26 protein-coding genes, 1 tRNA gene, 1 pseudogene and 2 riboswitches are annotated in these 21,553 nt (G+C 43.6%); of the genes and pseudogenes, 11 read left to right on the forward strand and 17 right to left on the reverse strand.

Annotated features, from left to right (window positions below; translation table 11 throughout):
• Nucleotides 1-99: 99 nt before the first annotated feature.
• From GH808_RS08125 to GH808_RS08150, 6 genes are all read right to left on the reverse strand, one after another.
• Complete coding sequence (locus tag GH808_RS08125) at nucleotides 100-642, reverse strand: PH domain-containing protein (protein ID WP_186842285.1); 543 nt, start codon at nucleotides 640-642, stop codon at nucleotides 100-102.
• A gap of 62 nt (nucleotides 643-704) precedes the next feature.
• Nucleotides 705-1,202 carry a hypothetical protein gene (locus GH808_RS08130; protein ID WP_186842286.1) on the reverse strand — a complete coding sequence of 166 codons (498 nt, stop codon included), beginning with the start codon at nucleotides 1,200-1,202 and terminating at the stop codon, nucleotides 705-707.
• Entirely contained in the window at nucleotides 1,203-1,835 is a 633-nt protein-coding gene (locus tag GH808_RS08135; RefSeq protein WP_186842287.1) for a TVP38/TMEM64 family protein, read from the reverse strand.
• A 204-nt stretch (nucleotides 1,836-2,039) separates the two neighbouring features.
• Complete coding sequence (locus tag GH808_RS08140) at nucleotides 2,040-2,837, reverse strand: ABC transporter permease subunit (protein WP_186842288.1); 798 nt, start codon at nucleotides 2,835-2,837, stop codon at nucleotides 2,040-2,042.
• A gap of 19 nt (nucleotides 2,838-2,856) precedes the next feature.
• Nucleotides 2,857-3,654, reverse strand: a complete 798-nt coding sequence (locus GH808_RS08145; RefSeq protein WP_186842289.1) for an ABC transporter permease subunit — start codon at nucleotides 3,652-3,654, stop codon at nucleotides 2,857-2,859.
• A gap of 2 nt (nucleotides 3,655-3,656) precedes the next feature.
• Nucleotides 3,657-4,541, reverse strand: coding sequence for an ABC transporter ATP-binding protein (locus GH808_RS08150; protein WP_186842290.1), 885 nt, complete (start codon nucleotides 4,539-4,541; stop codon nucleotides 3,657-3,659).
• A gap of 215 nt (nucleotides 4,542-4,756) precedes the next feature.
• On the opposite strand from GH808_RS08150, the gene GH808_RS08155 reads away from it, so the two are divergent.
• The 5 genes from GH808_RS08155 to GH808_RS08175 all read left to right on the forward strand — a co-directional run bounded on the left by GH808_RS08155 (nucleotide 4,757) and on the right by GH808_RS08175 (nucleotide 7,974).
• Nucleotides 4,757-5,434: an NAD(P)H-dependent oxidoreductase gene (locus GH808_RS08155; protein ID WP_186842291.1), complete on the forward strand. Its 678-nt coding sequence runs from the start codon at nucleotides 4,757-4,759 to the stop codon at nucleotides 5,432-5,434.
• A gap of 244 nt (nucleotides 5,435-5,678) precedes the next feature.
• Complete coding sequence (locus GH808_RS08160; protein ID WP_186842292.1) at nucleotides 5,679-6,047, forward strand: GntR family transcriptional regulator; 369 nt, start codon at nucleotides 5,679-5,681, stop codon at nucleotides 6,045-6,047.
• The gene (locus GH808_RS08165; protein ID WP_186842293.1) at nucleotides 6,044-6,901 is read left to right on the forward strand and encodes an ATP-binding cassette domain-containing protein; all 858 of its coding nucleotides are present in this window, start codon (nucleotides 6,044-6,046) and stop codon (nucleotides 6,899-6,901) included. Before GH808_RS08160 ends, GH808_RS08165 begins: the two co-directional genes overlap by 4 nt.
• 2 nt (nucleotides 6,902-6,903) lie before the next feature.
• On the forward strand, nucleotides 6,904-7,668 hold the full coding sequence (locus tag GH808_RS08170; RefSeq protein ID WP_186842294.1) for a hypothetical protein: 765 nt from the start codon (nucleotides 6,904-6,906) through the stop codon (nucleotides 7,666-7,668).
• A 216-nt stretch (nucleotides 7,669-7,884) separates the two neighbouring features.
• Nucleotides 7,885-7,974 (forward strand) — tRNA-Ser (locus GH808_RS08175).
• Between the two features lie 114 nt (nucleotides 7,975-8,088).
• On the opposite strand, the gene GH808_RS08180 is transcribed toward GH808_RS08175, so the two are convergent.
• From GH808_RS08180 to GH808_RS08205, 6 genes and pseudogenes are all read right to left on the reverse strand, one after another.
• Nucleotides 8,089-8,316, reverse strand: coding sequence for a tyrosine-type recombinase/integrase (locus GH808_RS08180; RefSeq protein WP_311135769.1), 228 nt, complete (start codon nucleotides 8,314-8,316; stop codon nucleotides 8,089-8,091).
• A 350-nt stretch (nucleotides 8,317-8,666) separates the two neighbouring features.
• A pseudogene (locus tag GH808_RS15780) lies at nucleotides 8,667-8,747 on the reverse strand (tyrosine-type recombinase/integrase); the annotation flags it as partial.
• A 205-nt stretch (nucleotides 8,748-8,952) separates the two neighbouring features.
• Complete coding sequence (gene dinD / locus GH808_RS08190) at nucleotides 8,953-9,780, reverse strand: DNA damage-inducible protein D (protein WP_186842295.1); 828 nt, start codon at nucleotides 9,778-9,780, stop codon at nucleotides 8,953-8,955.
• Between the two features lie 294 nt (nucleotides 9,781-10,074).
• The gene (locus GH808_RS08195) at nucleotides 10,075-10,257 is read right to left on the reverse strand and encodes a hypothetical protein (protein WP_186842296.1); all 183 of its coding nucleotides are present in this window, start codon (nucleotides 10,255-10,257) and stop codon (nucleotides 10,075-10,077) included.
• Nucleotides 10,258-10,734: 477 nt separating this feature from the next.
• Nucleotides 10,735-11,151 carry a DUF2178 domain-containing protein gene (locus tag GH808_RS08200; protein ID WP_186842297.1) on the reverse strand — a complete coding sequence of 139 codons (417 nt, stop codon included), beginning with the start codon at nucleotides 11,149-11,151 and terminating at the stop codon, nucleotides 10,735-10,737.
• A complete protein-coding gene (locus GH808_RS08205) occupies nucleotides 11,145-11,351 on the reverse strand; it encodes a helix-turn-helix transcriptional regulator (protein WP_186842298.1) in 207 nt (68 codons plus the stop codon). Before GH808_RS08205 ends, GH808_RS08200 begins: the two co-directional genes overlap by 7 nt.
• A gap of 318 nt (nucleotides 11,352-11,669) precedes the next feature.
• Between GH808_RS08205 and GH808_RS08210 the strand changes: the two genes are divergently transcribed.
• Nucleotides 11,670-11,909 (forward strand): ATP-binding protein, encoded by a 240-nt coding sequence (locus tag GH808_RS08210; RefSeq protein WP_186842299.1) that lies wholly within the window; start codon nucleotides 11,670-11,672, stop codon nucleotides 11,907-11,909.
• A gap of 121 nt (nucleotides 11,910-12,030) precedes the next feature.
• On the opposite strand, the gene GH808_RS08215 is transcribed toward GH808_RS08210, so the two are convergent.
• On the reverse strand, nucleotides 12,031-12,270 hold the full coding sequence (locus GH808_RS08215; protein ID WP_186842300.1) for a hypothetical protein: 240 nt from the start codon (nucleotides 12,268-12,270) through the stop codon (nucleotides 12,031-12,033).
• Nucleotides 12,271-12,597: 327 nt separating this feature from the next.
• Between GH808_RS08215 and GH808_RS08220 the strand changes: the two genes are divergently transcribed.
• Genes GH808_RS08220 through GH808_RS08230 form a run of 3 tightly spaced genes read left to right on the forward strand, consistent with a single transcriptional unit; the run spans nucleotide 12,598 to nucleotide 15,138 of the window.
• Nucleotides 12,598-13,317 carry a DnaJ domain-containing protein gene (locus tag GH808_RS08220; protein ID WP_186842301.1) on the forward strand — a complete coding sequence of 240 codons (720 nt, stop codon included), beginning with the start codon at nucleotides 12,598-12,600 and terminating at the stop codon, nucleotides 13,315-13,317.
• A 34-nt stretch (nucleotides 13,318-13,351) separates the two neighbouring features.
• Nucleotides 13,352-13,762, forward strand: a complete 411-nt coding sequence (locus tag GH808_RS08225) for a hypothetical protein (RefSeq protein WP_186842302.1) — start codon at nucleotides 13,352-13,354, stop codon at nucleotides 13,760-13,762.
• Nucleotides 13,763-13,821: 59 nt separating this feature from the next.
• Nucleotides 13,822-15,138, forward strand: a complete 1,317-nt coding sequence (locus GH808_RS08230; RefSeq protein ID WP_186842303.1) for an FAD-binding oxidoreductase — start codon at nucleotides 13,822-13,824, stop codon at nucleotides 15,136-15,138.
• Between the two features lie 28 nt (nucleotides 15,139-15,166).
• On the opposite strand, the gene GH808_RS08235 is transcribed toward GH808_RS08230, so the two are convergent.
• Nucleotides 15,167-15,895 carry a DUF5131 family protein gene (locus tag GH808_RS08235; protein WP_186842304.1) on the reverse strand — a complete coding sequence of 243 codons (729 nt, stop codon included), beginning with the start codon at nucleotides 15,893-15,895 and terminating at the stop codon, nucleotides 15,167-15,169.
• Nucleotides 15,896-16,072: 177 nt separating this feature from the next.
• Between GH808_RS08235 and GH808_RS08240 the strand changes: the two genes are divergently transcribed.
• Complete coding sequence (locus GH808_RS08240; protein ID WP_186842305.1) at nucleotides 16,073-16,618, forward strand: GNAT family N-acetyltransferase; 546 nt, start codon at nucleotides 16,073-16,075, stop codon at nucleotides 16,616-16,618.
• 50 nt (nucleotides 16,619-16,668) lie between these two features.
• On the opposite strand, the gene GH808_RS08245 is transcribed toward GH808_RS08240, so the two are convergent.
• From GH808_RS08245 to thiC, 3 genes are all read right to left on the reverse strand, one after another.
• Nucleotides 16,669-17,220 (reverse strand): hypothetical protein, encoded by a 552-nt coding sequence (locus GH808_RS08245; protein WP_186842306.1) that lies wholly within the window; start codon nucleotides 17,218-17,220, stop codon nucleotides 16,669-16,671.
• 100 nt (nucleotides 17,221-17,320) lie between these two features.
• Entirely contained in the window at nucleotides 17,321-18,409 is a 1,089-nt protein-coding gene (locus GH808_RS08250) for a hypothetical protein (RefSeq protein WP_186842307.1), read from the reverse strand.
• A gap of 111 nt (nucleotides 18,410-18,520) precedes the next feature.
• Nucleotides 18,521-19,834 (reverse strand): phosphomethylpyrimidine synthase ThiC, encoded by a 1,314-nt coding sequence (gene thiC / locus GH808_RS08255; protein WP_186842308.1) that lies wholly within the window; start codon nucleotides 19,832-19,834, stop codon nucleotides 18,521-18,523.
• Nucleotides 19,835-19,913: 79 nt separating this feature from the next.
• Nucleotides 19,914-20,012, reverse strand: a riboswitch (TPP riboswitch).
• A 216-nt stretch (nucleotides 20,013-20,228) separates the two neighbouring features.
• A riboswitch (cobalamin riboswitch) is annotated at nucleotides 20,229-20,403 on the forward strand.
• An 86-nt stretch (nucleotides 20,404-20,489) separates the two neighbouring features.
• On the opposite strand from thiC, the gene GH808_RS08260 reads away from it, so the two are divergent.
• Nucleotides 20,490-21,527 carry an alcohol dehydrogenase catalytic domain-containing protein gene (locus GH808_RS08260; RefSeq protein WP_186842309.1) on the forward strand — a complete coding sequence of 346 codons (1,038 nt, stop codon included), beginning with the start codon at nucleotides 20,490-20,492 and terminating at the stop codon, nucleotides 21,525-21,527.
• Nucleotides 21,528-21,553: the final 26 nt, after the last annotated feature.

A 21,553-nucleotide genomic window follows, 5' to 3' on the forward strand; every position in this document is an offset into this window, starting at 1 on the left:
GAGTGAAAAAAATTGAAAGAATAATCGGTATTGAAAATATTCCGGGATATTTTTGCAAATAAAAAAGGACGTGCTTTTTAAAAAGCACGTCCTTTTTAGCTAAATGCTCGATTCAACAGGAACGAGCTTTTCGCCGAAATACTTCACAAATTCATCGAAATGGTCGGGTCCCAGCAGTAACGTGCGATTGGCGGTTTCCACCAGTAAAACGGTATTGCCGCTGTAAAACACGGTTGCCTCGGTGCCGTTTTCCAGATTAAAATTGCCTTCCCGATAATCACGGGTTTCAGCCCCCACCACCTTGGATTTGATGGCCAGTTCAGGGTAATCATTGAGATTGACGATCTTGGCGGAAATCATATCGTCCTGGCTGATGGTTTCATAGGTCATCCCCGAAGGCAGCCGCAGGGCAAGATCATTTTCATTGACGGTTATTCCTGCGAGAAGAGGCAGTACAATAAAGACGGCGAAGACAAAAATCAGACAAAGACCGCCCAGTACCAGCTCCTTGATTGCTTTGCCATGCAGCGTTTCAAAGTTCTTATAGGTATAAACAGCCTTTGCCAGCAGTAAGACGACGACAGCCAGACAGGCAAAAAAAAGTGGATTAATCGTACTAAAAAGAGAAATTGAATAATTCATTGTTAATTAATTTCGGCGACACGTTGATTGGTGAAGCCACACCCTTCTTTAAATTGATAAGTTCATTTTTTATTGATATGCTTGTTTTCATAGTCGGAAAGTTCAACGGATAATTCCGACGGGATTTTGTGACCGAGATTTGCCAATTGAACACTGTAATGATAATAATTGATGTGTTCAATGATCGAAAACACATAAAGAATCAAACCAAAAATATTCATTGTCACAAAAAAGCCTGACGGATCGGTAACTAAAAGATACAGGCAAAAAAGTGGATAGAGAACAAACAAAAAACGATTGAGTTTTTTCAGGATGGAATAAAGTGGCATGATCCAGGCAAAAGAGGCTCCGGCATGATCAACCTGGTAATGCCGGTAATACCAGTAACCGGCACTTTGGAGGACAATAAAGATCAGAATGAAACCTGGCAACAAAAGGCGCAAATCCAGCGGCTGATCCGTTGAATCGGTAAGTGCATACATCAGTAGTCCACAGATCATCGCGGTTACCAGTTCACTCATATATAAACGATAAAGTTCTTTTTTTGATTTTTCTGCCATTTAGTGCTCCTTGTGATGAGTTTCCTTGTCAGAAAGCTCATCTTTGTTTTTTTTGCTGTGCCGTATAAACGCGTCCAGTCGCTTGCGGTTCAGGTAAAGAATCAGAATAAAAACGGCATAAATGGACACCGCCACAATGAATTGTGTGGGGGTATCATCCATGATGCCGGCACCCACCATGGTGTTGATAAAGACGCTGGGACTTCGGGCCAGGACGGCGATAATTAAAAATGTTTTAAACGGCATTGCCGAAAGACCGGCAATAAAACAAAGCATATCATCCGGAAAAAGAGGAAAAAGAAAAATAAGAAAAAGAATGATATTCAGCTTTGATTCTTTAATATGATCGTATTTTTCAACCACTTCGACACTCGCAAATTTTAAAACAAAAGGCCGGCCGAACCGCTTGGATAAAAGAAAAACAATCGATGAACCGATGATGGTGCCGGATCCGCTTAACAAAAAACCGCCGATCGTACCAAAAAGTGCACCGCCGACCAGACCGATGGTTCCCCCCGGAATAGGAGCAACGATGATCTGAAGGAGCTGCAGTAAAAAAAATGCCAATGGGGTCCAAATGCCAAATTGCAATAAAAAGTTCTGGATTGAATCCAGTGTCGAAAAAATTTCCATCGATTACCTCAGTATATTACAATCATTTTAGCATAAAAGCAGCACATCCACAAAATATTAAATAATATTTTGCGGATGTGCTCAAACTAAAAGATTTAGTTAAGAATTCCGAGTTCAAGGGCATCGGGAAGGAGCGTTGTTTGGTCAAATTGCAGATGATTCAGCGAAGACCGGAACAGCCAGTTGCCAGTCATGATCATTCATCTAGGTTTTCAAATCCCGCTTGTTGAAAGCAAAAAATGTCAGAGTGAAAAGGATGAGCGAGACAATCAGCAGGATTACAGCGGAAGGGAAGGAAAGCTGCTCATCAATCATCAGGGTGGAACCCTCAAAGTATTTGAAGGGGGTGATAATTTCCAGAAATGCCAGTTTATCGTATAGATCAACCGCCACTGAAACAAGAAAGAAACCCAGGATGCAAGCACCCGATACCGAGGTGGCAAGCTTGGTGTTCTTGAGTACGGCGCCAAACATGGCACCCAGCGCCAGGAAGAACAGTTGCAGGATGAACAGGGCGAGCATTGTGACGGACACCTGGCTGAACAAACCGTCGCCGTTGTTATGGAGGGAAATAAAGAATACCGACGCGCCGAAGGTGACCATATTAAAAATCAGGATGTTAATGACACCAGCGATGAGTTTGGGCATGATGATCTGAAACCGACGGATCGGCTTGGTATAGAGAAAATCAGCACAGTGATCCCGTTCTTCCCGGGAAACCGCAACCGCGCCGAACATCACGGCGTGGATAGCGGCCAGAAGCATAAAGTACAAAAAGAAGACAGAATAAAAGCCAGCGACTTTGGTCAGATCAACGGAACCAACACCAAAGATAAGCATGATTTCCTTGGGAAAGCCAGCCATCAGTTTGCTCATATCCACATTAGAATCTGCAAATCCCTGGTATTTCATCATGCCGGCATAGATAATAAAAACCTGGGCGCAGCACCAGATGATCAGAGATGTGACATTTGCTTTCATTTCTTTTTTGAATACATTCATAGGGAGCCTCCTTCATATTCTATATGGATGGCAGATCTTTTCGGGCAAAAAGCCGGAACGTTAAAAAGACAAACAGACCAACTAATACAAACCAGAGCAGTAAATACAGCGAGTCATAATTCATGGTTTTTGAAAGTTCGGAAAGATCAAAATAACCAAACGGCGAGATAAGCCCGAGTTTTTCGTCTTTTAATGTTTCGTTGAGTAAAAAAATAATATAAAAAATAAAGACCACGCCCATGCTGATGGGAAGAACGGTGCGAATCCGTCTTAGAAAGGCGGAAATAAAAAGCCCCAGACTGGCAAAAAAGATCTGAATAAATAGCAGGCTGCAGGTGATCAGGACAAAAAGCCCAACATTGTAGGGTTTGGTACTGAGAATGGTGACTAGGATAAGCGCTGTCGCGAAAACAAACGCATTGGTAATCAGAATCTGAACGAGGACAGCCAGTATTTTCATTGAAACAATCCGGTTGCGGGTCACGGGTTTTACAAACAGGAAATCACCGGTTTTTTCTCTGACTTCGGAAGAAATGACAGCAACACCCATGTTCATGGCCTGGACGGCACCGGCCAGCAGGATATAGGTAAAAGGAAATTGATAATAACTCAGAATCGAGTCAAGTTGCAGATTAACCACCCCCAAAGCCTGTTGAAATTCAATGGGAAAACTTTTAAAGACCTTTTGAAAATCTTCCAGTTGACTGGAAATGGACGGATAGAGCAGCATAAACAGCATTAAAATACCCGCCAGGGACAGACACCAGATGATCAGAGATTTTCTGCCCATTCGCAGTTCCTGCTTGAGAATATTCATGGCTAGTCCTCCTTCTGGTAATAATGCATAAAGATCTCCTCAAGACTTGGTTCTTCCACGAGCAAATTCAGCAGCGCCTGGTCCTGAAGTCGCGCAACAATCCGGTTGATATCACCTTTAAATAGAAAATGGAGGGTGTTTTCATTCAGCGTTAAGTTGGTGATGCCTTCAAGGTTGAAGTGATGAACATCAATAAGTCCCTTATATTCCAGCGTGAATTTTTTGTAATTGTGTTTCTGCATATCCCGGATATTCTCAATTTTCACAATGGTGCCATCTTTGATAATGGCAACCCGACCGCAGAGTTTTTGTACCTCGGATAAAATATGGGAGGAAAATAAAACCGTGGCACCTTTCTTGTTTTCGGTTCGGATGAGATCAAAAAATTTCTGCTGCATCAGTGGATCCAGACCGCCGGTGGGTTCGTCGAGAATAATCAGTTTCGGTTCATGGAGCAGCCCCTGGACAATACCAACCTTCTTTTTATTGCCGTAGGAAAGATCATCGATGCGCTTGTTCAGATCCAGATCCATGACGTCAGCCAGGGTTTGAATGCGCGTGTAGTCCACATTGTCGTAAAAACTGGCCGAATAATTGAGAACTTCAATGACCTTCATGTGTTCATAATAAAAAACTTCCGATGGCAAATAGCCAATATCCCGGCGGAGTTCACTACCGTATTTAATGCAGTCTCTTCCCCAAATAGTGGCGCTGCCGCTGGTAGGATGAATCAGTGACAGCAAAGCCCGAATGGTGGTGGATTTGCCCGATCCGTTGGGACCGATGAAGCCGAAGATCTCACCTTCTTCCACAGAAAAAGATACATTTTCAATGCCGCGATGTTTGCCGTAATATTTCGTCAGCTGATTAATTTCTATTACATTCATAAGCGACCTCTTTCTTTAAACGAACATTTTAATTAACGGTTTACAATATTGTATACCCGATTGAAAAAAAAATAAACGGTTAAAAAGGTGGCCGGGCAAATGGACAGCCAGTAAAAAAACAGGTTAAATGATGCAATTTTGGGAATAATGATAATAATTCGGAAATGAAAATGCCGGCAATAATCACAGGCTGAATACAATACCAGGAGGAAATAATGAACGATAAACAGGAAATGAGAGCATTGATTCTAAGTACCTTTAACAACCGTTATGCCTGCAAGGGCTACGACCCGAAGAAAAAGGTATCCGCAGAGGATTTTAAGGTGATCATGGAGGCGGCCAGACTTTCGCCCAGTTCCATGGGGTTGGAACCGTGGAAATTTATTCTGCTGAACAACAAAGGAATTAAAGAAAGAATTAAACCCTTTGCCTGGGGTGCAGAAGCGAGTCTGGCTGGGGCAAGTCATTTTGTTCTGATTCTGGCAAGAAAACCCAAAGACATGAAATGCGATTCCGAATACGTCGAGTATATGATGAATGACGTCCAGCATTTTACGGATGAATTAAGACAGACCAGAAAGAACAAACTGAAAAATTTTCAAAAGAACGACTTGAAACTGATGGAGAGCGAACGTTCGTTTTTTGACTGGGCCTGCCGACAGACCTACATTCCGCTGGCAAATATGCTGACAGCGGCAGCCCTGCTGGGGGTGGACTCAACGCCGATGGAAGGTTTTAACTATGATGCAGTGGAGAAAATCCTTGTTGAAGAGGGAATCCTTGATACCGAGCACTTCGGATTATCCTGCATGATCGCCTTCGGATATAAAAACAGAGAACATCGGCCGAAAACAAGACGATGTATCGAAGAAGTGCTGGAGATCATCGATTAGGCTGAGCAGTACCGCAATTATCAGCTGTGTGCATCAAGTCAAACTGGCTAACTGATGCGCACAGCACGATTTAAAAATGATCAGGACAACGATAAAATTTGTTTGAATACCCGGAAGCTTGTACAGAAGCTTCTTTTTTGTGTTGAAAATTTTGATACAGGGCTTGACAAAAGAAACAAAGCAATCTATAATTGCGTTATAGTTAACTAGTCAAGCAACTAACTGATGAACAGGAGGTGCCGACTTGCAGATTAGTTTTGAAGATGAAAAACCAATCTTTATCCAAATTGCAGAAGGAATTGAAGATGCCATTTTAACGGGTGCGTATGTGGAAGAGGGACAGATCCCATCCATTACGGAATTCTCGGTGAATTTTAAGATCAACCCGGCGACAGCTCTCAAGGGAATCAATTTACTGGTGGAAGAAGGCATTATTTTTAAGAAAAGAGGCGTCGGTATGTTTGTGCAAAAGGGTGCCGTGGAGCAACTGAAAAATAAAAGAAAAGAACAGTTTTTTGATCATTATGTCAAAAATCTCATTGAAGAAGCAAAAAAATTGCGAATTTCAAGTCAAGAAATTTTAAGAATGGTGGAAAGAGGGTTTGATGAATGAATGGTGTTGAAATAAAAAATATTTCAAAGAGTTTCAAAGAAACGAAGGCGCTCAATGACGTCAGTATTTCATTTGAACAGGACAAAATATACGGTTTGTTGGGGCGAAATGGGGCAGGGAAATCAACGTTGCTCAACATCATTACCAATCGTTTGAACGCCGACCGCGGGGAAGTGTTAATTGATGGGGTATCAGCCTGGGAGAATTCGGACGCGCAAAGAAAAATTTATATGATGTCGGAAAAAGTATTGTATCCGGAAAACATGAACGGAGAAGCTGCTTTAAAATGGAGTCGTGAGTTTTATCCGGATTTTGATATGGATTATGCCAGGAAACTCGCCAATGATTTTGGGCTCGACTTGAAAAAGAAAGTGCGATCCTTATCGACCGGTTATGTATCGATCTACAAGATTATCATTGCCTTATCCGTGAATACGCCCTATGTGTTCTTCGATGAACCGGTGCTGGGGCTGGACGCCAATCATCGGGAACTATTCTATAAACGACTGATTGAAAAATACAGTGAAAATCCATTCACCGTTGTGCTGTCCACTCATTTGATCGAAGAAATCGCCAGCATCATCGAAGAAATCATCATCATTCAAAATGGAGAGATCATTCAAAATGATTCCTGCGAGCATTTATTGTCGCAGGGTTATACCGTTTCCGGATCGGCCAGTGAAGTCGATAAATTTATTGAGGGCATGGAAGTAATCGGGATTGACACGCTGGGCGGCCTGAAATCGGCAACGGTTATGGGGAAAATTGAGGCTTCCAGCGTTCCCGATGGGATAGAAATAGGGAAACTGGATCTGCAGAAATTATTCATTAAATTGACCAATGAACAGGAGTGAAGATGAAAGTGAACGCGATATTAAAATTTCAATTAAATGAACATAAAAAAGGAATTATGATTTATTATTTTGTGATGCTCTGCGTGATTATCCTTTCAACGGGATCAGTCCTTTCGTTTCAGGGAGTGGAAGTTGAGTTCACCGGATTAGAGATCGCAACGATGATTTTTCTCTTTGTCTGTGGGCTTAACGGGTTTAAAGAAGCTTTTTATTTAACCCTTCAAAACGGCATCACGCGAAAAGAATTATTTAAAAATCGGCTGCTGATGGTAATGATCCTGGCGACATTTATGGCGTTGGTGGATGAACTCATACTGAATCTTCTCAACGTACTGGGAAGTCAGATTCAGAATTTTCCGATATCAGGGCTCGTAGAAATGGTTTATGGAACATTTTTTTCAACGGCAAGTTCGGGAATGATCCTGCTGGTTGATATCGGCTTTAAAATATTTCTGTACGCTTTCGCTCTTTCAGTCGGCTATTTCATCCGGATTGGCTATTATCGGATGAATAAAAGTCAAAGAATTGCCGTGAGTGTCGGTGTCCCAATTGGCCTGACCTATGTGCTCCCGTTTTTGGATACCATGCTTTATCAGGCGGGAGTGATCACCACACCATATTCACTGATTGTTTTGCAGGGATTAGCCTGGATGCTGGGAATACCCAGTCAGAATCCGATCATGGCAATGGTTAGCTTTTTCGCCCTGACTGTGATCTTCAGTGGCTTTAGCTGGCTGATGCTACGTAAAGCAGGCATCAAGAATTAAAAAATAATGGATAGCAAGCAATCAAAGGCGGTCTTCGGATGAGAACAGATACTCATTCGGAAACCGCTTTGATAGTGAAGAAACCAGATCGGGTATGATGCAAAAATATGTGATGCCAGATGGATTGTAAAAAGAAAAGATTGACTTTTCAATGATAAAACCTTATAATCATAAGGCATGAAAAATTCAAAATAATTTTACAAACAGTTCTACCTTGGAGAGATGTCTGAGAGGTCGAAGGAGCACGCCTGGAAAGCGTGTGTACGTGTAAGCGTACCGAGGGTTCGAATCCCTCTCTCTCCGCCAGATAAAAATTGAAAAGAATGTGATAAGACGGTCGATTGGGGCCGTCTTTTATTTTTATAAATTGCCTTACTACCCCAACTATTACCCCAACCAGAAAAAATATAAAAAAACGCCCTAATTAGAGCATTGTAATTTATCCAACAATATGCCAATAAAAGCGTCCATGTGTTCAGAACTGGCTTTTCTCATTGTCTCGGTAACGTGGGCGTAGGTGTCCATTGTAAAGGCCGCTGAATGATGACCGAGGTTTTCCTGTACGGTTTTAATGTCATCACCGGCCTGAAGGGATGACACGGCGAAAGAGTGCCGCAGATCGTGAAAGCGCAGATCAGGGTAGCCCACTTGTAACCGCCTGTTAATTTCTGGTATTGGCGGTATACAAATATTGTATCAGCGTCAAAGTCGATACAATCCCAGGTCAGACCGATAATTTCCGATTGCCGTAAACCGATAAACAGATCCACAAGGTACAGATTTTCGAACTGATGGCCCTTAATGGCTTTTATAAATGTGGGGATGATCGTTTTATCCATCGGCTTTATATGAGCCTTTACGACCTTTGGAAGCTTGCATGATTCAGCCGGATTAACCCGGATGTAGCCCAGGGTGACCGCCGGTTGCAATCCCTTGTGCAGCACACCATGAATATTCTTGATCGTCTTGGGGGAGTAACCTTCATTCAGTTTGTTATAAAATTTCTTGATGTGGTGCGGTGCGAGTGTTGACAGCTTCACTTGGCCCAGTGTTGGCTTGATGTGGTTCTCGATTTGCGAATCAGCTTTCCGGTTGCTGGATCACGCCCGTTTACATAACGCGCTTCCCAGATGCCGTCTTTCCTTTGCCGGATCGTACCGGCACCGTTTGGATTTTTGTTTGCCATAATAGCACCTACTTTTTTCAAAGTTGGGAAAGTCCTTGAGCTGCAGCTCAGGTTTTTTTTCGTGCGTCAAAATTGGCGGGTGAGATTATACCTGTCATTTATTTTAGCTGTTTCTTTTGTTCTTTTTCGATTTCCTGGATGCTTTTTTCAGGTGTTGGTAAATCTTCCGGCATCGTTCCGCCTAATTCATGAATAGTTTGTCTTACCTTTGTCCCTACTTCATAATGGGTTTTATTGGCATTGTCAACCCCCTGGATATCATCACGACGCAACTTTTCTTCGGTTTGGGTTGCCCGAAAAAGGTTTGCGGCAAGCTCGGTGCTTCCCATATGATCAAGTATTTTCTGGCTTTTCTTTAGGCCCTTGTAAGTATGAATTGCCTTCATGTCCATACCGCCGTACAAACCTTTATAGCCCCAATTTTGGAATACGGCGTATTCTATAGGTTTTGTGATACCAGCTTGCTTTGCCGCTTCCGCCAATGATTTATTATGGTTTATAATTTCATTTCGGATAGCAAGACGTTTTTGTTCCTCAGTCAGGTTTTCAAAGTTTTCAATAACTTCCTGTTGCCTCGTTTTTATTGCGAAATACGTTTGGCCCAGAGCGATGACCGGCTTTTTTGGATCGCCGTTTTGCACAATGAGGTAACACGCATACCGTGACAACTCAATATCGTCAATGATTCTTTCGCCACCTTGTGGCATTGCAGATGTTTTCCCGACGTCGGCAAAATGTTCAGAAATAATGTTGTTACTATTTTTGCAGGATTCTTTTGCCTTTTCGATGACTCTTGAGAAATTATCCCACTTGGTATACTCAAGTACAGTTTGTAACTCTCTGGCAAGCCAATACTCTTCGCCATATTCATCAATATGTTTAATGTTTTCAAATGTACTTTCGCTATATTCGATAATATTTTCCATGAATTGCTCCTATAAATATTTTAAATAAAAAATTACCCGCTTCTTTTTTAACCGCCTCGAATTGCACACGGTTAAAACCCGGATTGCTAATTTCTTCCCAAGTACCTTAATATTCTATTATATTACGATTGCCCATCCAATTTTGGATAGCAAATCTGGGCTCATCTTGATATTCAGGGTTTGTCTTACCGTTTGAAGCCTTGTATGAGCTGTTTTCGGCTATAATGGGTGCGCTCAATTTTGAGCCCTGAGATTATACCCGTCAAAACGACGGATTAGGGCAGACCACACGGATCAAATTATTATTGTGCCATCTTTTATTTTTTCGATGACGGTTGTTTCGCCGATCTCTTTCAGCCCTTGTATCACAGGGCCAGTATCTAAATTAAGATCACTCACGAGATACTTGTCCAGGATGTCATGGACCTTTTGATCATTATCTTTGTTTTTTAGCCATTCTTTTGGGATGTAAAACATTTTATCTCACTCCTATCCCAAAGATTTACATTGCTTGAGATTTATTTATGATGTTTGGCATCATTTTCGATCTAACCTTTGTTTATTCAATAATTTGTTTTTCCATTTAGGCAATTGCTCTGGTAGAACCTTGATATTCCGGTAACCGATCACGATATAGGAGAAAGTTGAGTCATTGCGAATTAGGTCATAAATTGAGTTAACGCCAACGCCCAGAACTTCTGCCGATTCTTTTACACTCAGCAATTGTTTAGTAGGGGAGTGTATCCGTTGACAGTGGAAATTCCCTAAAAGAAATAAGCAGTATTTGAGAATATGCTGGTCAGAAAGGCGGTTGTAACGCTCGCCATTCCCGCCATCATCAGTTACTTTATTGATCTGCTATATAATATGATAGACACGCCAATACATACGTAGATTTTATTTTGGGCTGAAGCTTGGTAATACCGTACCGGATGCGGTGGAATCGATGAATCATTACAGTTCCTTTTGGTATCTGTTGATTAAATAAAGACCAATAAAATGGTAAATAAGAAACACGATAACCACAACCAGAGTAACCCATAAAGGTGCAGATATAAGGATGGTAATATAGGCAATACCCATAATCAACCATTGGGTGATGTCACCGGCTTTAGCTTTTGCCCGATTACGAATCATGGTATTTCGTTCATCGTGATAGTCTATTTGGGACTGCTTTTCAAGTGTGGGATTTTTTCGCTCCATCTGCTTCATGACCAGATTTGCCAGACTCATCCCAATCAAACCGGCACCGATTCCAATTAAACTGCCTGCGATGGGTTTCATCGTGGCATCATTAAAAAAGAAGCTTGTGCCAATGCAGCAAATACCGATAATCAGCATGACAATATAGAATGACCATTTTTTTAACATGATTTTTCCTCCTCATAAATAAATATTTCTTCGATTGACATATCAAAAAAGAGGGCGATTTTAAAAGCTAATAGGATAGAAGGGTTATATCTCCCATTTTCAAGAGAGCCAATTGTTTGCCTGGATACCTCCAAAGCGGTTGCCAGCTCTTCCTGCTTTATGCCCCGTTGTTTACGTATTTCTTCCAACCTGTTTTTCAAAGGATCACCTCACTGTCTTACTAATGGAAAGTGCGCTTTCCATTAGTAAGATACCATAATTATCGACGCATGTCAAGCTAGCTTTCCATAAACAATGAATTGACGGGAATATCATGGGTGCCTGCTATTTTGGGTTAAAGATACCCTCTTCCTGGAGAAATTAGTTCAAACAAAGCCTAAACAAAACAAAACGAAGAAAATCAAATTTATTTTGTTTGAACGAAATAAATTAACAACAAGTACACATAAACAGAAATCGGCGCTCTTATTGAGAATCTCATCTTCAATGAGTTAAACCACCGGGGGTATGAGGTCTATGTGGGAAAAACTCCCAAAGGTGAGGTTGATTTTATTGTCATGGATGGGAATAAACGTGCTTATTACCAGGTGGCCTATTTACTTGCAGACGAGAAGGTGGTGGATCGAGAGTTTGGCGCATATGAATCGGTCAAGGATAATTACCCCAAATATGTATTGTCTTTAGATAAGTATGATTTTTCAAGGAATGGAATAAAGCATCTAAATATTATTGATTTCCTATTGGCGGACGATTATTAGAAAACAGGAGAACTGTGCCTGCCACCAACTTATAAAATACGCGGGAAAGCATCAGAGCGACGTTGCCTGACAGATCAGACTGAAAGCCGTTGGGACACGGTGTTGGGCACAGAATATCGGATTATTTGGCAAGCATGCAGTGATAAACCATCTCCTGCAAGACATCCTTAACCAGCATTAACTCGTGCTTTTGTTCAGGGTGGCTGTCGGCATAGTAATAGTCGATAATGGGATGATAGTTTTCGCTCACTGCCTTTCTTTTGCGGATCACCTTTAATGTGTCGTCTGGCGAAATGATGTTCGCCTTTATATCTTCATTAATATCTCGAATCAGCTCTTCATATACAGATGAATACTTCATTGTAAATTCACTCCTAAAATTTCCGGATTTAAAAATATATGGGATGCATTTAAAATGCTCAACCCCTCTAACGATTTTGTCTAAATTAGAATATATACCTAAATGTACGTTTTTACCATAAAAAGTTGTTTTGGCAATCCATTTTTGTATGTTTTTTAATATCAGCTTGAGTGATTAGTGCAGAAAACCGATTGCAATGATCGGCAGCCAGACGGGTATAATGTGTCGGCTGCTGAATTGATCGTCGTCATCATAATTGTTTAAACAAAATATAATATTTGACGGTTATACTTGAACCTATAATAATTTTGAAGAGGTAAATTGGAAATGAATTTAGATCCATATCAAATATTGGGCGTTGCTCATGATGCCAGTGATGAGGACGTCACAAAAGCATATAAAAACCTGGCGAAAAAATACCATCCGGATTTGAACCCGGGAAATCAGGAAGCAGCCCAGAAAATGAGCCAGATCAACGCTGCCTACGATGATATCAAGAGCGGCAAGGCGAACTATGCCTACGGAAATGCTCATGGAACGACTGGAAATCCGGGGACCTATCAGGGCGGCACAACCTATGATCCGTTTGGCGGCTATGGCAGTTATCGAACTGCCGGAGGCGGACAATCTGATCCATTTGAAGGATTCGACCCGTTTGAATGGATTTTCGGAGCCTATTCCAACCAGAATCAGAACAGCAGCAGCGGTTTTGATGCGGTGATCAGCTATCTCAATTCGGGGTACTACCGGGAGGCCTTGAATGCCCTTAATCATATGTCTGACCGAAGTGCAAAATGGTATTACTACAGTGCCATAGCAAATTATGGCGTCGGTGACCGGGAGACGGCCTGTGATCATGCCAAAATGGCGGTCGAAATGGAACCTGACAATGCCGAATATCAGAGTATCCTGAGTCAGATTGAAAAAGGAAAAGGCGGCTTTGGCCGTCGCAAATCAGCTTTTTCGCCGCTCGGAACCGTTGTTAAGTTCTTTGTCGGGTTTTACGTGATTCAGTTTCTGTTTTCGTTTTTACATTTTATATTTTAGGGCATTGCGTGTTATACAGATTAGGAGATTGTAAGTGGAACGTATAAAAGAAAAATTGGTAAAATTTATGACTGGCCGCTATGGTGTGGATCAGCTTTATTATGCAATGTTTGCGCTTTGGGTGGTGTTGACGCTCGTCAACATCAAAGTCGATTCATTGATCCTGATGGCGGTGTCGGATGTGTTTATTGTGCTGGCGATTTTCAGAGGGTTTTCAAGAAATATATCCCGGCGGGCAGCAGAAAATGACAAATTTCTGAAAGTCTGGAATCCGGTCAAACGAAAAGTGCGGTTGTTTTACCGACGAATCAGGGAGATTCGCGTCCATCGTTTTCGCAAATGCCCCCATTGTAAAAAGACCCTTCAACTCTCCATTAAACGGGGGAAAAATACGGTGAAATGTCCCCGATGTCAGGAAAAATTTGACGTTCACATTATTCTGTAACTGAAAGCTTGAAGATATGGGTATGAAGTCAGTAAAGTACGGTGAAAGAGGTTAAAGCGATGGGGACCCATGAAGAAAAAATCGGTAGGATTGCAAAGCAGCTGAAAGAGCGCAAAAGCACGGCACCCTTGGCCTTGAAGAAGAAAGCGGTCTCTCATGAAGTCCCGAAGCTTGAAGACAAGAAGTATTCAGACGAGAAGCTTGATATCAGCGACCTTGATGAGATACTCTGCATCGATACAGAAAAACGCTACTGCATCGCGGAACCCGGCGCGACCTTCACAAAGGTTGTGGAGGCGACCATCAAGCATGGTCTGGTTCCGGTTGTCGTGCCGGAGCTCAAGACGATTACCATCGGCGGTGCTGTTGTCGGGTGTTCCATTGAATCCATGTCATACAAATATGGGGGATTCCATGACAACTGCCTCGAATATGAGGTCATGACGGCAAAGGGTGAAGTGCTGACATGTACCCCCGATAATGAGAATCAGCGGTTGTTCCAGATGGTGCACGGGACTTTCGGCACCTTGGGAATCATCACCCGGCTTAAATTCAGGCTGATCCCGGCCAAGCCGTTCGTGAAGGTGACTTATGAGCGCTACCAAAGCCTTGAAGCATACAAGGCTGCGATCTGGGCGCACTTCACCCAAAAAGACATCGATTTTATGGACGGCATTATCCACTCGCCGGCAGAGTATATTCTCAGCACCGGCAATTTTGTCGACGAAGCCCCATACACCCACCGTTATGACTGGACGAGGGTCTATTTTCTCAGCACGACAACGCGAAAAGAGGATTACCTGAAGACCCCGGATTATTTCTTCCGCTACGACAAGGGCGTGACAACCGTGTTTTCAAATTCATTCATCATCAGGCTGCTGTTCGGAAAGTTCATCAATTCCAGCAGCATATTGAAGATCGCCAATCAGTTCAGGAAAGTCATTCCGGCGATCACGAATCAGATCACCGTCGATACCTTCATACCGTTCTCCAGGATGGCGGAGTTCATGGAATGGTATGAGAAAGAAGTCAATCATTTCCCACTGTGGTGCGTGCCTTATCGGCTCGGGCATCAATATGAATGGATATCTGATGAGTTTTTCGGCAGGGTCGGGGATGAACTGTTTCTGGACATCGCAATCTATGGGATGCCGACCGAAGATCCCGAGCGTTATTACCGGATCATCGAAAAAGAGCTGTTTGAGCTCGGTGCCATCAAGACCCTGATATCGGGGAACTTCTATTCCGAAGCGGAATTCTGGCAGATCTGGAATAAAAAGAACTTTGATCTGGTCAAAGCCAGGACCGATCCCGACAACATCTTCCGGGGGCTTTATGAAAAGACCTGCCTGGCATCAAGAGGCCAAGGCCGATGATGCCGGCTTTTTGCAATCAGCTATTCGCCTAACGGGGTGTTTCGGGAGTAAAATCAATCCCGGCTTTTTTAGCCTGAGAATGCTGAAGATTTCGGTCAATGCGGTATAAACGTCCGTCTTTGACAAACTTTGCCCCGGTCTGTTTGAAATGAAAAGGGATATTCTTTTCAATGCACTGAGCCCTGATGTCGAGAATCCAGTCGTAATTGCAGATGCGCGCATTGCTCCCGGATTCTCCGCCCACGATTACCTGTTCGATTGAAGTATCCAGCCAGCGGGAAAGATCAATCTGTTCCAATAAGGGCTCGCAGGTAATGCCCTTGTGTTTGATTGGCAGGCTTAAAAGGATGGGCAGACGGTAATCGGCCCGGTCCTGATTTTCGCAGGTTGAGCAGATGGTCACATTGTCGTAGCCGTCACACCAATCCAGAGGTAGATTCACTTCAAACCGGTCAATCCGCTTTGTAATAATGAAAAAATGCAGATCCCTTCTCAATCGAATCATCTGCCAGGCGTCAATGCGCCAGTCATCGGCTTCATCAAGAAAAAAATCGGAGCTGAAACAGGTGTACACAATTTCTCCAGGTTTCAGTTTGTATTCGCCGTTTCGTGTTTTTTTCAACGGCAAATTAAAATTGCCTGTTTTGTGCACAACTGAAGCATCTCGATCAAAAACGGCATCCATCCGGTAGACATAACAATTTTGACAGCCAGGGCTTATTTTTTGACAGCCGTGCCAGGGGTTCCATTGAGCCATCTGTTTCCTCCTTCCTTTTTTTATGTCTTCATTATAATTCAGCAAAATGAATTTTCCCAGATAAATATTGTGATTTTGCAAATCGTCCATGTTATACTGAGAAAAAATTGATAACAGAACCAGCTTGTGAAAAATGATAAAAATCATTTGGTCATTTAGTCGGAACAGGAGATTGGCATGGAAATGAAACTGACAGAATTGGAAGTAAAAGACTTTTGGCAAATTTACGAGCTGATGAAAGTCTCTTTTATAAAAGAAGAAATTAGAACCTACGAAAACGGACTGGAACAATTAAATAAAGAGGAGTACCGAATTCTGATTTCACGAAACAGCCAGGATGTGATAGCCGGTTTTATTGCCGAGTGGAATTTCAGAAGCTTTGTTTTCCTGGAACATTTTGCCGTCAGAGAAAAACTGCGGGGAACAGGAATCGGTTCCGAAATACTGAAGGCGTATTTGCAAAAGACATCAAAACCGGTTGTGATTGAAGTTGAGGACAACAAAACGGAAATCGACAGAAGACGGATTGCTTTTTATCAGCGAATGGGCTTTTTTCTGTCCGAATTCGGCTATCTCCAGCCGGTCTTAAGAGGGGACGCAAATAAAAAAATACCACTGCGCATCATGAGCTACCCCGAAGCCCTTTCAGCGGAAAGATATCGCCAATTTAAAAAAACGGTTTTTGAAAAAATTTATAAAGAGGATGATGAGCTTTGTGAATGAAAAAAAGGGGCCATGCAAAGGCCCCTTTAACGTGCAGACAGAATTCAAGATCATTTGCTGAAAAACTTGGAACTGGCAACCGTTCCTTTTGCACCGATGAAGGTCACGTAAAGCACCGTGCCGTCATCATTGATCCATACGTGCATGGTGATCGGATTAGCATTATCGGAAGGATTTTGAACACAGGCAAATTCCATGCCTTCGCCGCCGAGCATACTGGTTACTTCATCGTAAGTCATGCCTTCGGTAATCGCAGCAGCCTGTTCTGCCGTCACGGTTGCATTGCGCAACTGCGGTAAATCACTGTCAAGCGCATAAAACCATTTACCAGTTACCTGGTTGCTGTCATTGTAAGTGATCCTGACACCAAAACCGGTGTTCTGGTCAATGTAGTTGTAGTAACTGTCATCGGATTCTGGTGTGACACCCAGCGCAGAGCCAACCGCATCTTTGGTCTGATTCAGCTGAACCTGGTTGTAAAAATTGGCTGGGTCATGATTGGCTGTATTACTGTTTGGTGAGCTGTTTTGACCACAACCGGACAAGAGGCCAACGAACACGATGATGGCCACGGCAAGTGGTCCGAATTTTTTTCGCGTCATCACATACTTCCTCCTTCTCTGATTAATTGATATCTGGTGGTATTGATATACCCTGTCAGGATCAAAAAAAACAAAGGAAGTCAAGCAGATAATGATTTTGTCAGACGACCAGATCGATGTGCTGCACCGTTCCGGCCGAGCCGTCTTCGTTCAGAAAAATTCCGCTTCGCTGCAGTTGGGCATTGGTCTGGTTGTTGGCATCCTTCAGGGCGTAGCTGGTGCTGACATTGCCCAGGTAAATGGCGCCGACGCCTTTTTCACCGAGGGCAAAAAGATAGTCCTTGCCGTTTTCGTCTTTTGACCAGATACGCAGCTTGTCGTAGATCGCATCATTTTCATCAATCCAGTTGTTGTGGTCGGTATCGTAGTTGGCGAGATCGGAGAAGCCATTGCCGCTCTCCGGTCCGAAGAGTTCCTTCCCATCGTTGATGGTGCCGTCGTTGTTCAGGTCCAGCGCCAAAAATCCGCTGCCCTGGCCGACAAAAGAAATCTGATCCTTCGTACCATCGGCATCGATGTCAAACTGGTATTTGGTATCGGTAACCGATGCCGTCGGGGCAGCGTAATTGATCACCAGTGGATCCACCTGCTGAGCGGCATTACCGGCGCGGATATCGAGACTGTTCTGGGAGATGAATTCCCGGCTCATATTCAATTGAAGACCGACATTGATGGCTCTGCCGTCTTCGGTAGTCACGGCGGCCTGGGCGCTAAAAGACGTGCTGGCCGATTCATAGTGGGAGACACTTTCATGATAGTTCAGACCCCAGCTGACCGACTGGGACTGTCGCACATTCAACGCTCTTCCCGCGTTGAAACTCTGAATATTGAGTGTGACATTGGGGTCGGTAGTCACTTCATTTTTGGGAATCATGAATTTGATCTTTTTCCCGGTCAGGGCCTGGAGAAGCTTCTGCAGCAGCGAGATCATCTGCTCATCCTTGCTGGGAAGCTGTGCGGTTGAGCTCTCGCCGACCGTTGCGGTGGTGGCGACACCACTGTTTGTGCTGTACTGCAGACTCTTTGCCTGTTCAGATATTTGCAGGGTGTCTTGTTGTGATTGCGCCCGCGTCGGATTGGCTGAAGTATTCCCTGCGTTGACCCAGGTATTGATGGATTGCGTTCTCGTGGTTGCTTCGGTGTAGCTGCTTTGGCTGGCCAGGGCTACACTTGAACTTGCAATTTTCATAAACCTACCTCCATATTATTCGAATTTGTTTCGCCATAATAGACGGAAACTGATAACAGTTATATCGGCCGGTCAATCGAAAAGATGAGCGATAAGTTTGAAAGTTTGCAATTAATTTTCAGAATAGAATGCGACCGTCTTTCCTTCCAAAATCATATTGGTTGTTCTCACGGCACACATTTTTCCGCACATTGAACAGCTGTGCTTGTCTTCCGGCGGGGTGCTTTCAAAATAAGCTCTGGCTTTTTCAGAATCGATGGCAATTTCAAACATGGCATCCCAGTCGACTTTGCGACGCGCCTCGGCCATTTTATTGTCGATTTCTCTTGCATGGGGAATGCCTTTGGCAATATCTGCAGCGTGGGCGGCGATTTTACTGGCAATGATCCCTTCCTTGACATCATCGATGTCCGGCAGTCGCAAATGCTCGGCCGGGGTAACATAGCAGAGAAAATCCGCACCGCTTGCGGCGGCGATGGCTCCGCCGATGGCGGAGGTGATGTGGTCATAACCAGGGGCGATATCGGTTACCAATGGGCCTAAAACATAGAAGGGCGCATTGTGACACAGCCGTTTCTGAATGGCCATATTGGCGGCGATTTCGTTCATGGCCATATGTCCGGGGCCTTCCACCAGGACCTGGACGTCTTTAGCCCAGGCACGTTTGGTCAGATGTCCCAGTTCAATCAGTTCGCCGAGTTGCGAGGAGTCAGAGCTGTCATCGATGCAGCCGGGGCGCAGTGCATCACCGAGACTGATGGTGACATCGTACTCCCGCAGAATCTCCAGGAATTCATCATAGTATTCATAGAAGGGATTTTCATTGCCGGTCATCTCCATCCAGGCAAAGAGCAGCGAGCCGCCGCGGGAGACGATGTTCATGCGGCGGCCATCGCGCTTGAACGTTTCAATCGCCCGTCGGTTGATACCGGCATGGATGGTCATAAAATCAACGCCTTCTTCAGCATGAGCCCGGACAACCCGCATGAAATCCTGCGGCGTGATAGCCAGCAGGTCTTTTTCAAGATAGCCAATGGCATCGTACATCGGAACCGTGCCGATCATCGCCGGCGACAGTTTGATGAGTTCCTGGCGGAAGGTGTTGGTTTTCCCGAAATTGCTCAAATCCATAATCGCTTCGGCGCCAAATTTGAGGGACAGTTTTACCTTCTCCAGTTCCTGCTGATAGTTTTTGCAGTCTCCGGATACCCCCAGATTGACGTTGATTTTTGTTTTCAGTCCGGTTCCGATGCCTTCTGGAGACAGTGAAGTATGCATGATGTTTGCCGGGATGGCAACCTGTCCGCAGGCAACGAGCGCCATGAGCTTTTCCACTTCCATGAATTCCTTCTCAGCGACAATTTTCATTTCCGGCGTAATGATTCCTTTTTTAGCCGCCTCCATTTGTGTTTTGTAATTTTTCATCTCATTTTCCTTTCTATAATGCTCTTCTTGCAAATAAAAAAGTGCTTTCCCAGTAAGGAAAGCACATGATTAACGAAGTTAGATAGAACGTCCTGCTTCCCTACGTTAGTGTTAACTAACAGGTTCAAAGGGTCAGGTTTTAACCTTCTCAACTTTATAAGTCCCCCCGCAAATAAATATTCAATTTCTCGAATTATATCATGGCAGGAGAATTTGTCAATAGGAAGGGATGGCAGCTGATGAGAGAATTTGAATAAAAAATGAAGGGCATTGACTGTAAATGATTTCACCGCGAAAAAACATCATAAAATAAGGGGTTGATTTGAATAACTGGCAACGAAAATAGAATGCGTTCTATTTACAAAAGGAACAAATGTGATATAATACAAACTAATTAAATGTTTGTTTTTCGGGTGCCCTTCGGGGAGAATAGGGAAATAAGTGAGATGCTTATACGGGCCCACCGCTGTAAATTGGGAGTTGCTGTCAGAATGCCACTGTTTTAGAACGGGAAGGCGACAGGAACGATGAACATAAGTCAGAAGACCTGCCGGAAAAACCAGATTATGTGAGATGTGGAGAGTCTACGCTTTTATAAGCGTGGGCTTTTTTTAGTTGGTCTTGATCAACAGAAAAATATAAAAGGTGGAAAGCAATGAAAGCAGCAGTTTTAGAACGTCCGGGAGAATTGGTGATAAAAGACCGGGAGATGGCCGTTTGCGGAGACGATGAGATTTTGGTGAAGGTGGAAGCGTGCAATATCTGCAAAACGGATCTTAAGTGTTTCAGTGTGGGCCAGCGAGACCTGATTTACCCAAGAGTGTTGGGGCATGAAATAGCCGGGATTATCGTACAAAAGGGAAATAGGGCAATGGGATATCATGTCGGTCAGCGGGTTCATGTTCATCCGGGTATTATCTGCGGGAAATGTGACTATTGCACAGATAAAAAGGATAACCTGTGTGACCATGTGCAGATTATGGGATTCAATTATGATGGCGGTTTTCAGGAATATTTGAGAATTCCGGCCGAAGGGGTAAAAGGCAGAATCCTCAATGTCATCAGCAACGAAGACCTGAATTTTGAAGAGATCTCTTTTATCGAACCGCTGGCATGTTGTGTCAATATACAGGATTCGCTGGAAATGAATCCTTCATCGGTGATGGTAATTATCGGGGGCGGTCGTATGGGTGCGCTCAATCTCCTGCTGGCAAAAGCATCCGGGATAAAACGGGTACTGCTCATTGAGGAAAATGAAAAGCGCTGCAAGTCGGGCATGAAGCTCGGTTTCGATCAGGTATTCAGCGGAAAGACGGAAGATATCATTGAACAGATAAAAGCGGCCACCGGAGGAATGGGAGCGGATGTGGTCATCCCCTGTTGTCCGGGACCCGGGGCATTGGATCTGGCATTGAAGATTTTAAGAAAAAATGGTCAGCTGGGTTATTTCAGCGGCGTGATAAATGAGGATGATGTTCGACCGGAAATCAATCTGATTCATTACAAAGAAATTTCAGTCAAAGGTTCTTATGGCTGCAGCTGCGCTCATAGCCGCAAAGCGAAGGCCTTGCTGGAATGTGGAAAAATTGATGTGAAACCGCTCATTTCCCATCGTGTCAGACTGGATGAGTTGGCTTTGGGAATGAAATTTGTTAAAAACAGCGACGGTTATTCAACCATTGTCAAATTTTAAAAACAGAAGCAGATCACCAAGCAATA

The sequence above is a fragment of the Acetobacterium fimetarium genome (assembly GCF_014284475.1).
In the GTDB taxonomy this organism is placed as follows: domain Bacteria; phylum Bacillota; class Clostridia; order Eubacteriales; family Eubacteriaceae; genus Acetobacterium; species Acetobacterium fimetarium.

Coding starts and splice junctions, on each gene's coding strand:
- GH808_RS08125 (WP_186842285.1), bottom strand. CDS start 642: ATGAATTATTCAATTTCTCTTTTTAGTACGATTAATCCACTTTTTTTT.
- GH808_RS08130 (WP_186842286.1), bottom strand. CDS start 1,202: ATGGCAGAAAAATCAAAAAAAGAACTTTATCGTTTATATATGAGTGAA.
- GH808_RS08135 (WP_186842287.1), bottom strand. CDS start 1,835: ATGGAAATTTTTTCGACACTGGATTCAATCCAGAACTTTTTATTGCAA.
- GH808_RS08140 (WP_186842288.1), bottom strand. CDS start 2,837: ATGAATGTATTCAAAAAAGAAATGAAAGCAAATGTCACATCTCTGATC.
- GH808_RS08145 (WP_186842289.1), bottom strand. CDS start 3,654: ATGAATATTCTCAAGCAGGAACTGCGAATGGGCAGAAAATCTCTGATC.
- GH808_RS08150 (WP_186842290.1), bottom strand. CDS start 4,541: ATGAATGTAATAGAAATTAATCAGCTGACGAAATATTACGGCAAACAT.
- GH808_RS08155 (WP_186842291.1), top strand. CDS start 4,757: ATGAACGATAAACAGGAAATGAGAGCATTGATTCTAAGTACCTTTAAC.
- GH808_RS08165 (WP_186842293.1), top strand. CDS start 6,044: ATGAATGGTGTTGAAATAAAAAATATTTCAAAGAGTTTCAAAGAAACG.
- GH808_RS08170 (WP_186842294.1), top strand. CDS start 6,904: ATGAAAGTGAACGCGATATTAAAATTTCAATTAAATGAACATAAAAAA.
- dinD (WP_186842295.1), bottom strand. CDS start 9,780: ATGGAAAATATTATCGAATATAGCGAAAGTACATTTGAAAACATTAAA.
- GH808_RS08195 (WP_186842296.1), bottom strand. CDS start 10,257: ATGTTTTACATCCCAAAAGAATGGCTAAAAAACAAAGATAATGATCAA.
- GH808_RS08200 (WP_186842297.1), bottom strand. CDS start 11,151: ATGTTAAAAAAATGGTCATTCTATATTGTCATGCTGATTATCGGTATT.
- GH808_RS08215 (WP_186842300.1), bottom strand. CDS start 12,270: ATGAAGTATTCATCTGTATATGAAGAGCTGATTCGAGATATTAATGAA.
- GH808_RS08220 (WP_186842301.1), top strand. CDS start 12,598: ATGAATTTAGATCCATATCAAATATTGGGCGTTGCTCATGATGCCAGT.
- GH808_RS08230 (WP_186842303.1), top strand. CDS start 13,822: ATGGGGACCCATGAAGAAAAAATCGGTAGGATTGCAAAGCAGCTGAAA.
- GH808_RS08235 (WP_186842304.1), bottom strand. CDS start 15,895: ATGGCTCAATGGAACCCCTGGCACGGCTGTCAAAAAATAAGCCCTGGC.
- GH808_RS08240 (WP_186842305.1), top strand. CDS start 16,073: ATGGAAATGAAACTGACAGAATTGGAAGTAAAAGACTTTTGGCAAATT.
- GH808_RS08245 (WP_186842306.1), bottom strand. CDS start 17,220: ATGACGCGAAAAAAATTCGGACCACTTGCCGTGGCCATCATCGTGTTC.
- GH808_RS08250 (WP_186842307.1), bottom strand. CDS start 18,409: ATGAAAATTGCAAGTTCAAGTGTAGCCCTGGCCAGCCAAAGCAGCTAC.
- thiC (WP_186842308.1), bottom strand. CDS start 19,834: ATGAAAAATTACAAAACACAAATGGAGGCGGCTAAAAAAGGAATCATT.
- GH808_RS08260 (WP_186842309.1), top strand. CDS start 20,490: ATGAAAGCAGCAGTTTTAGAACGTCCGGGAGAATTGGTGATAAAAGAC.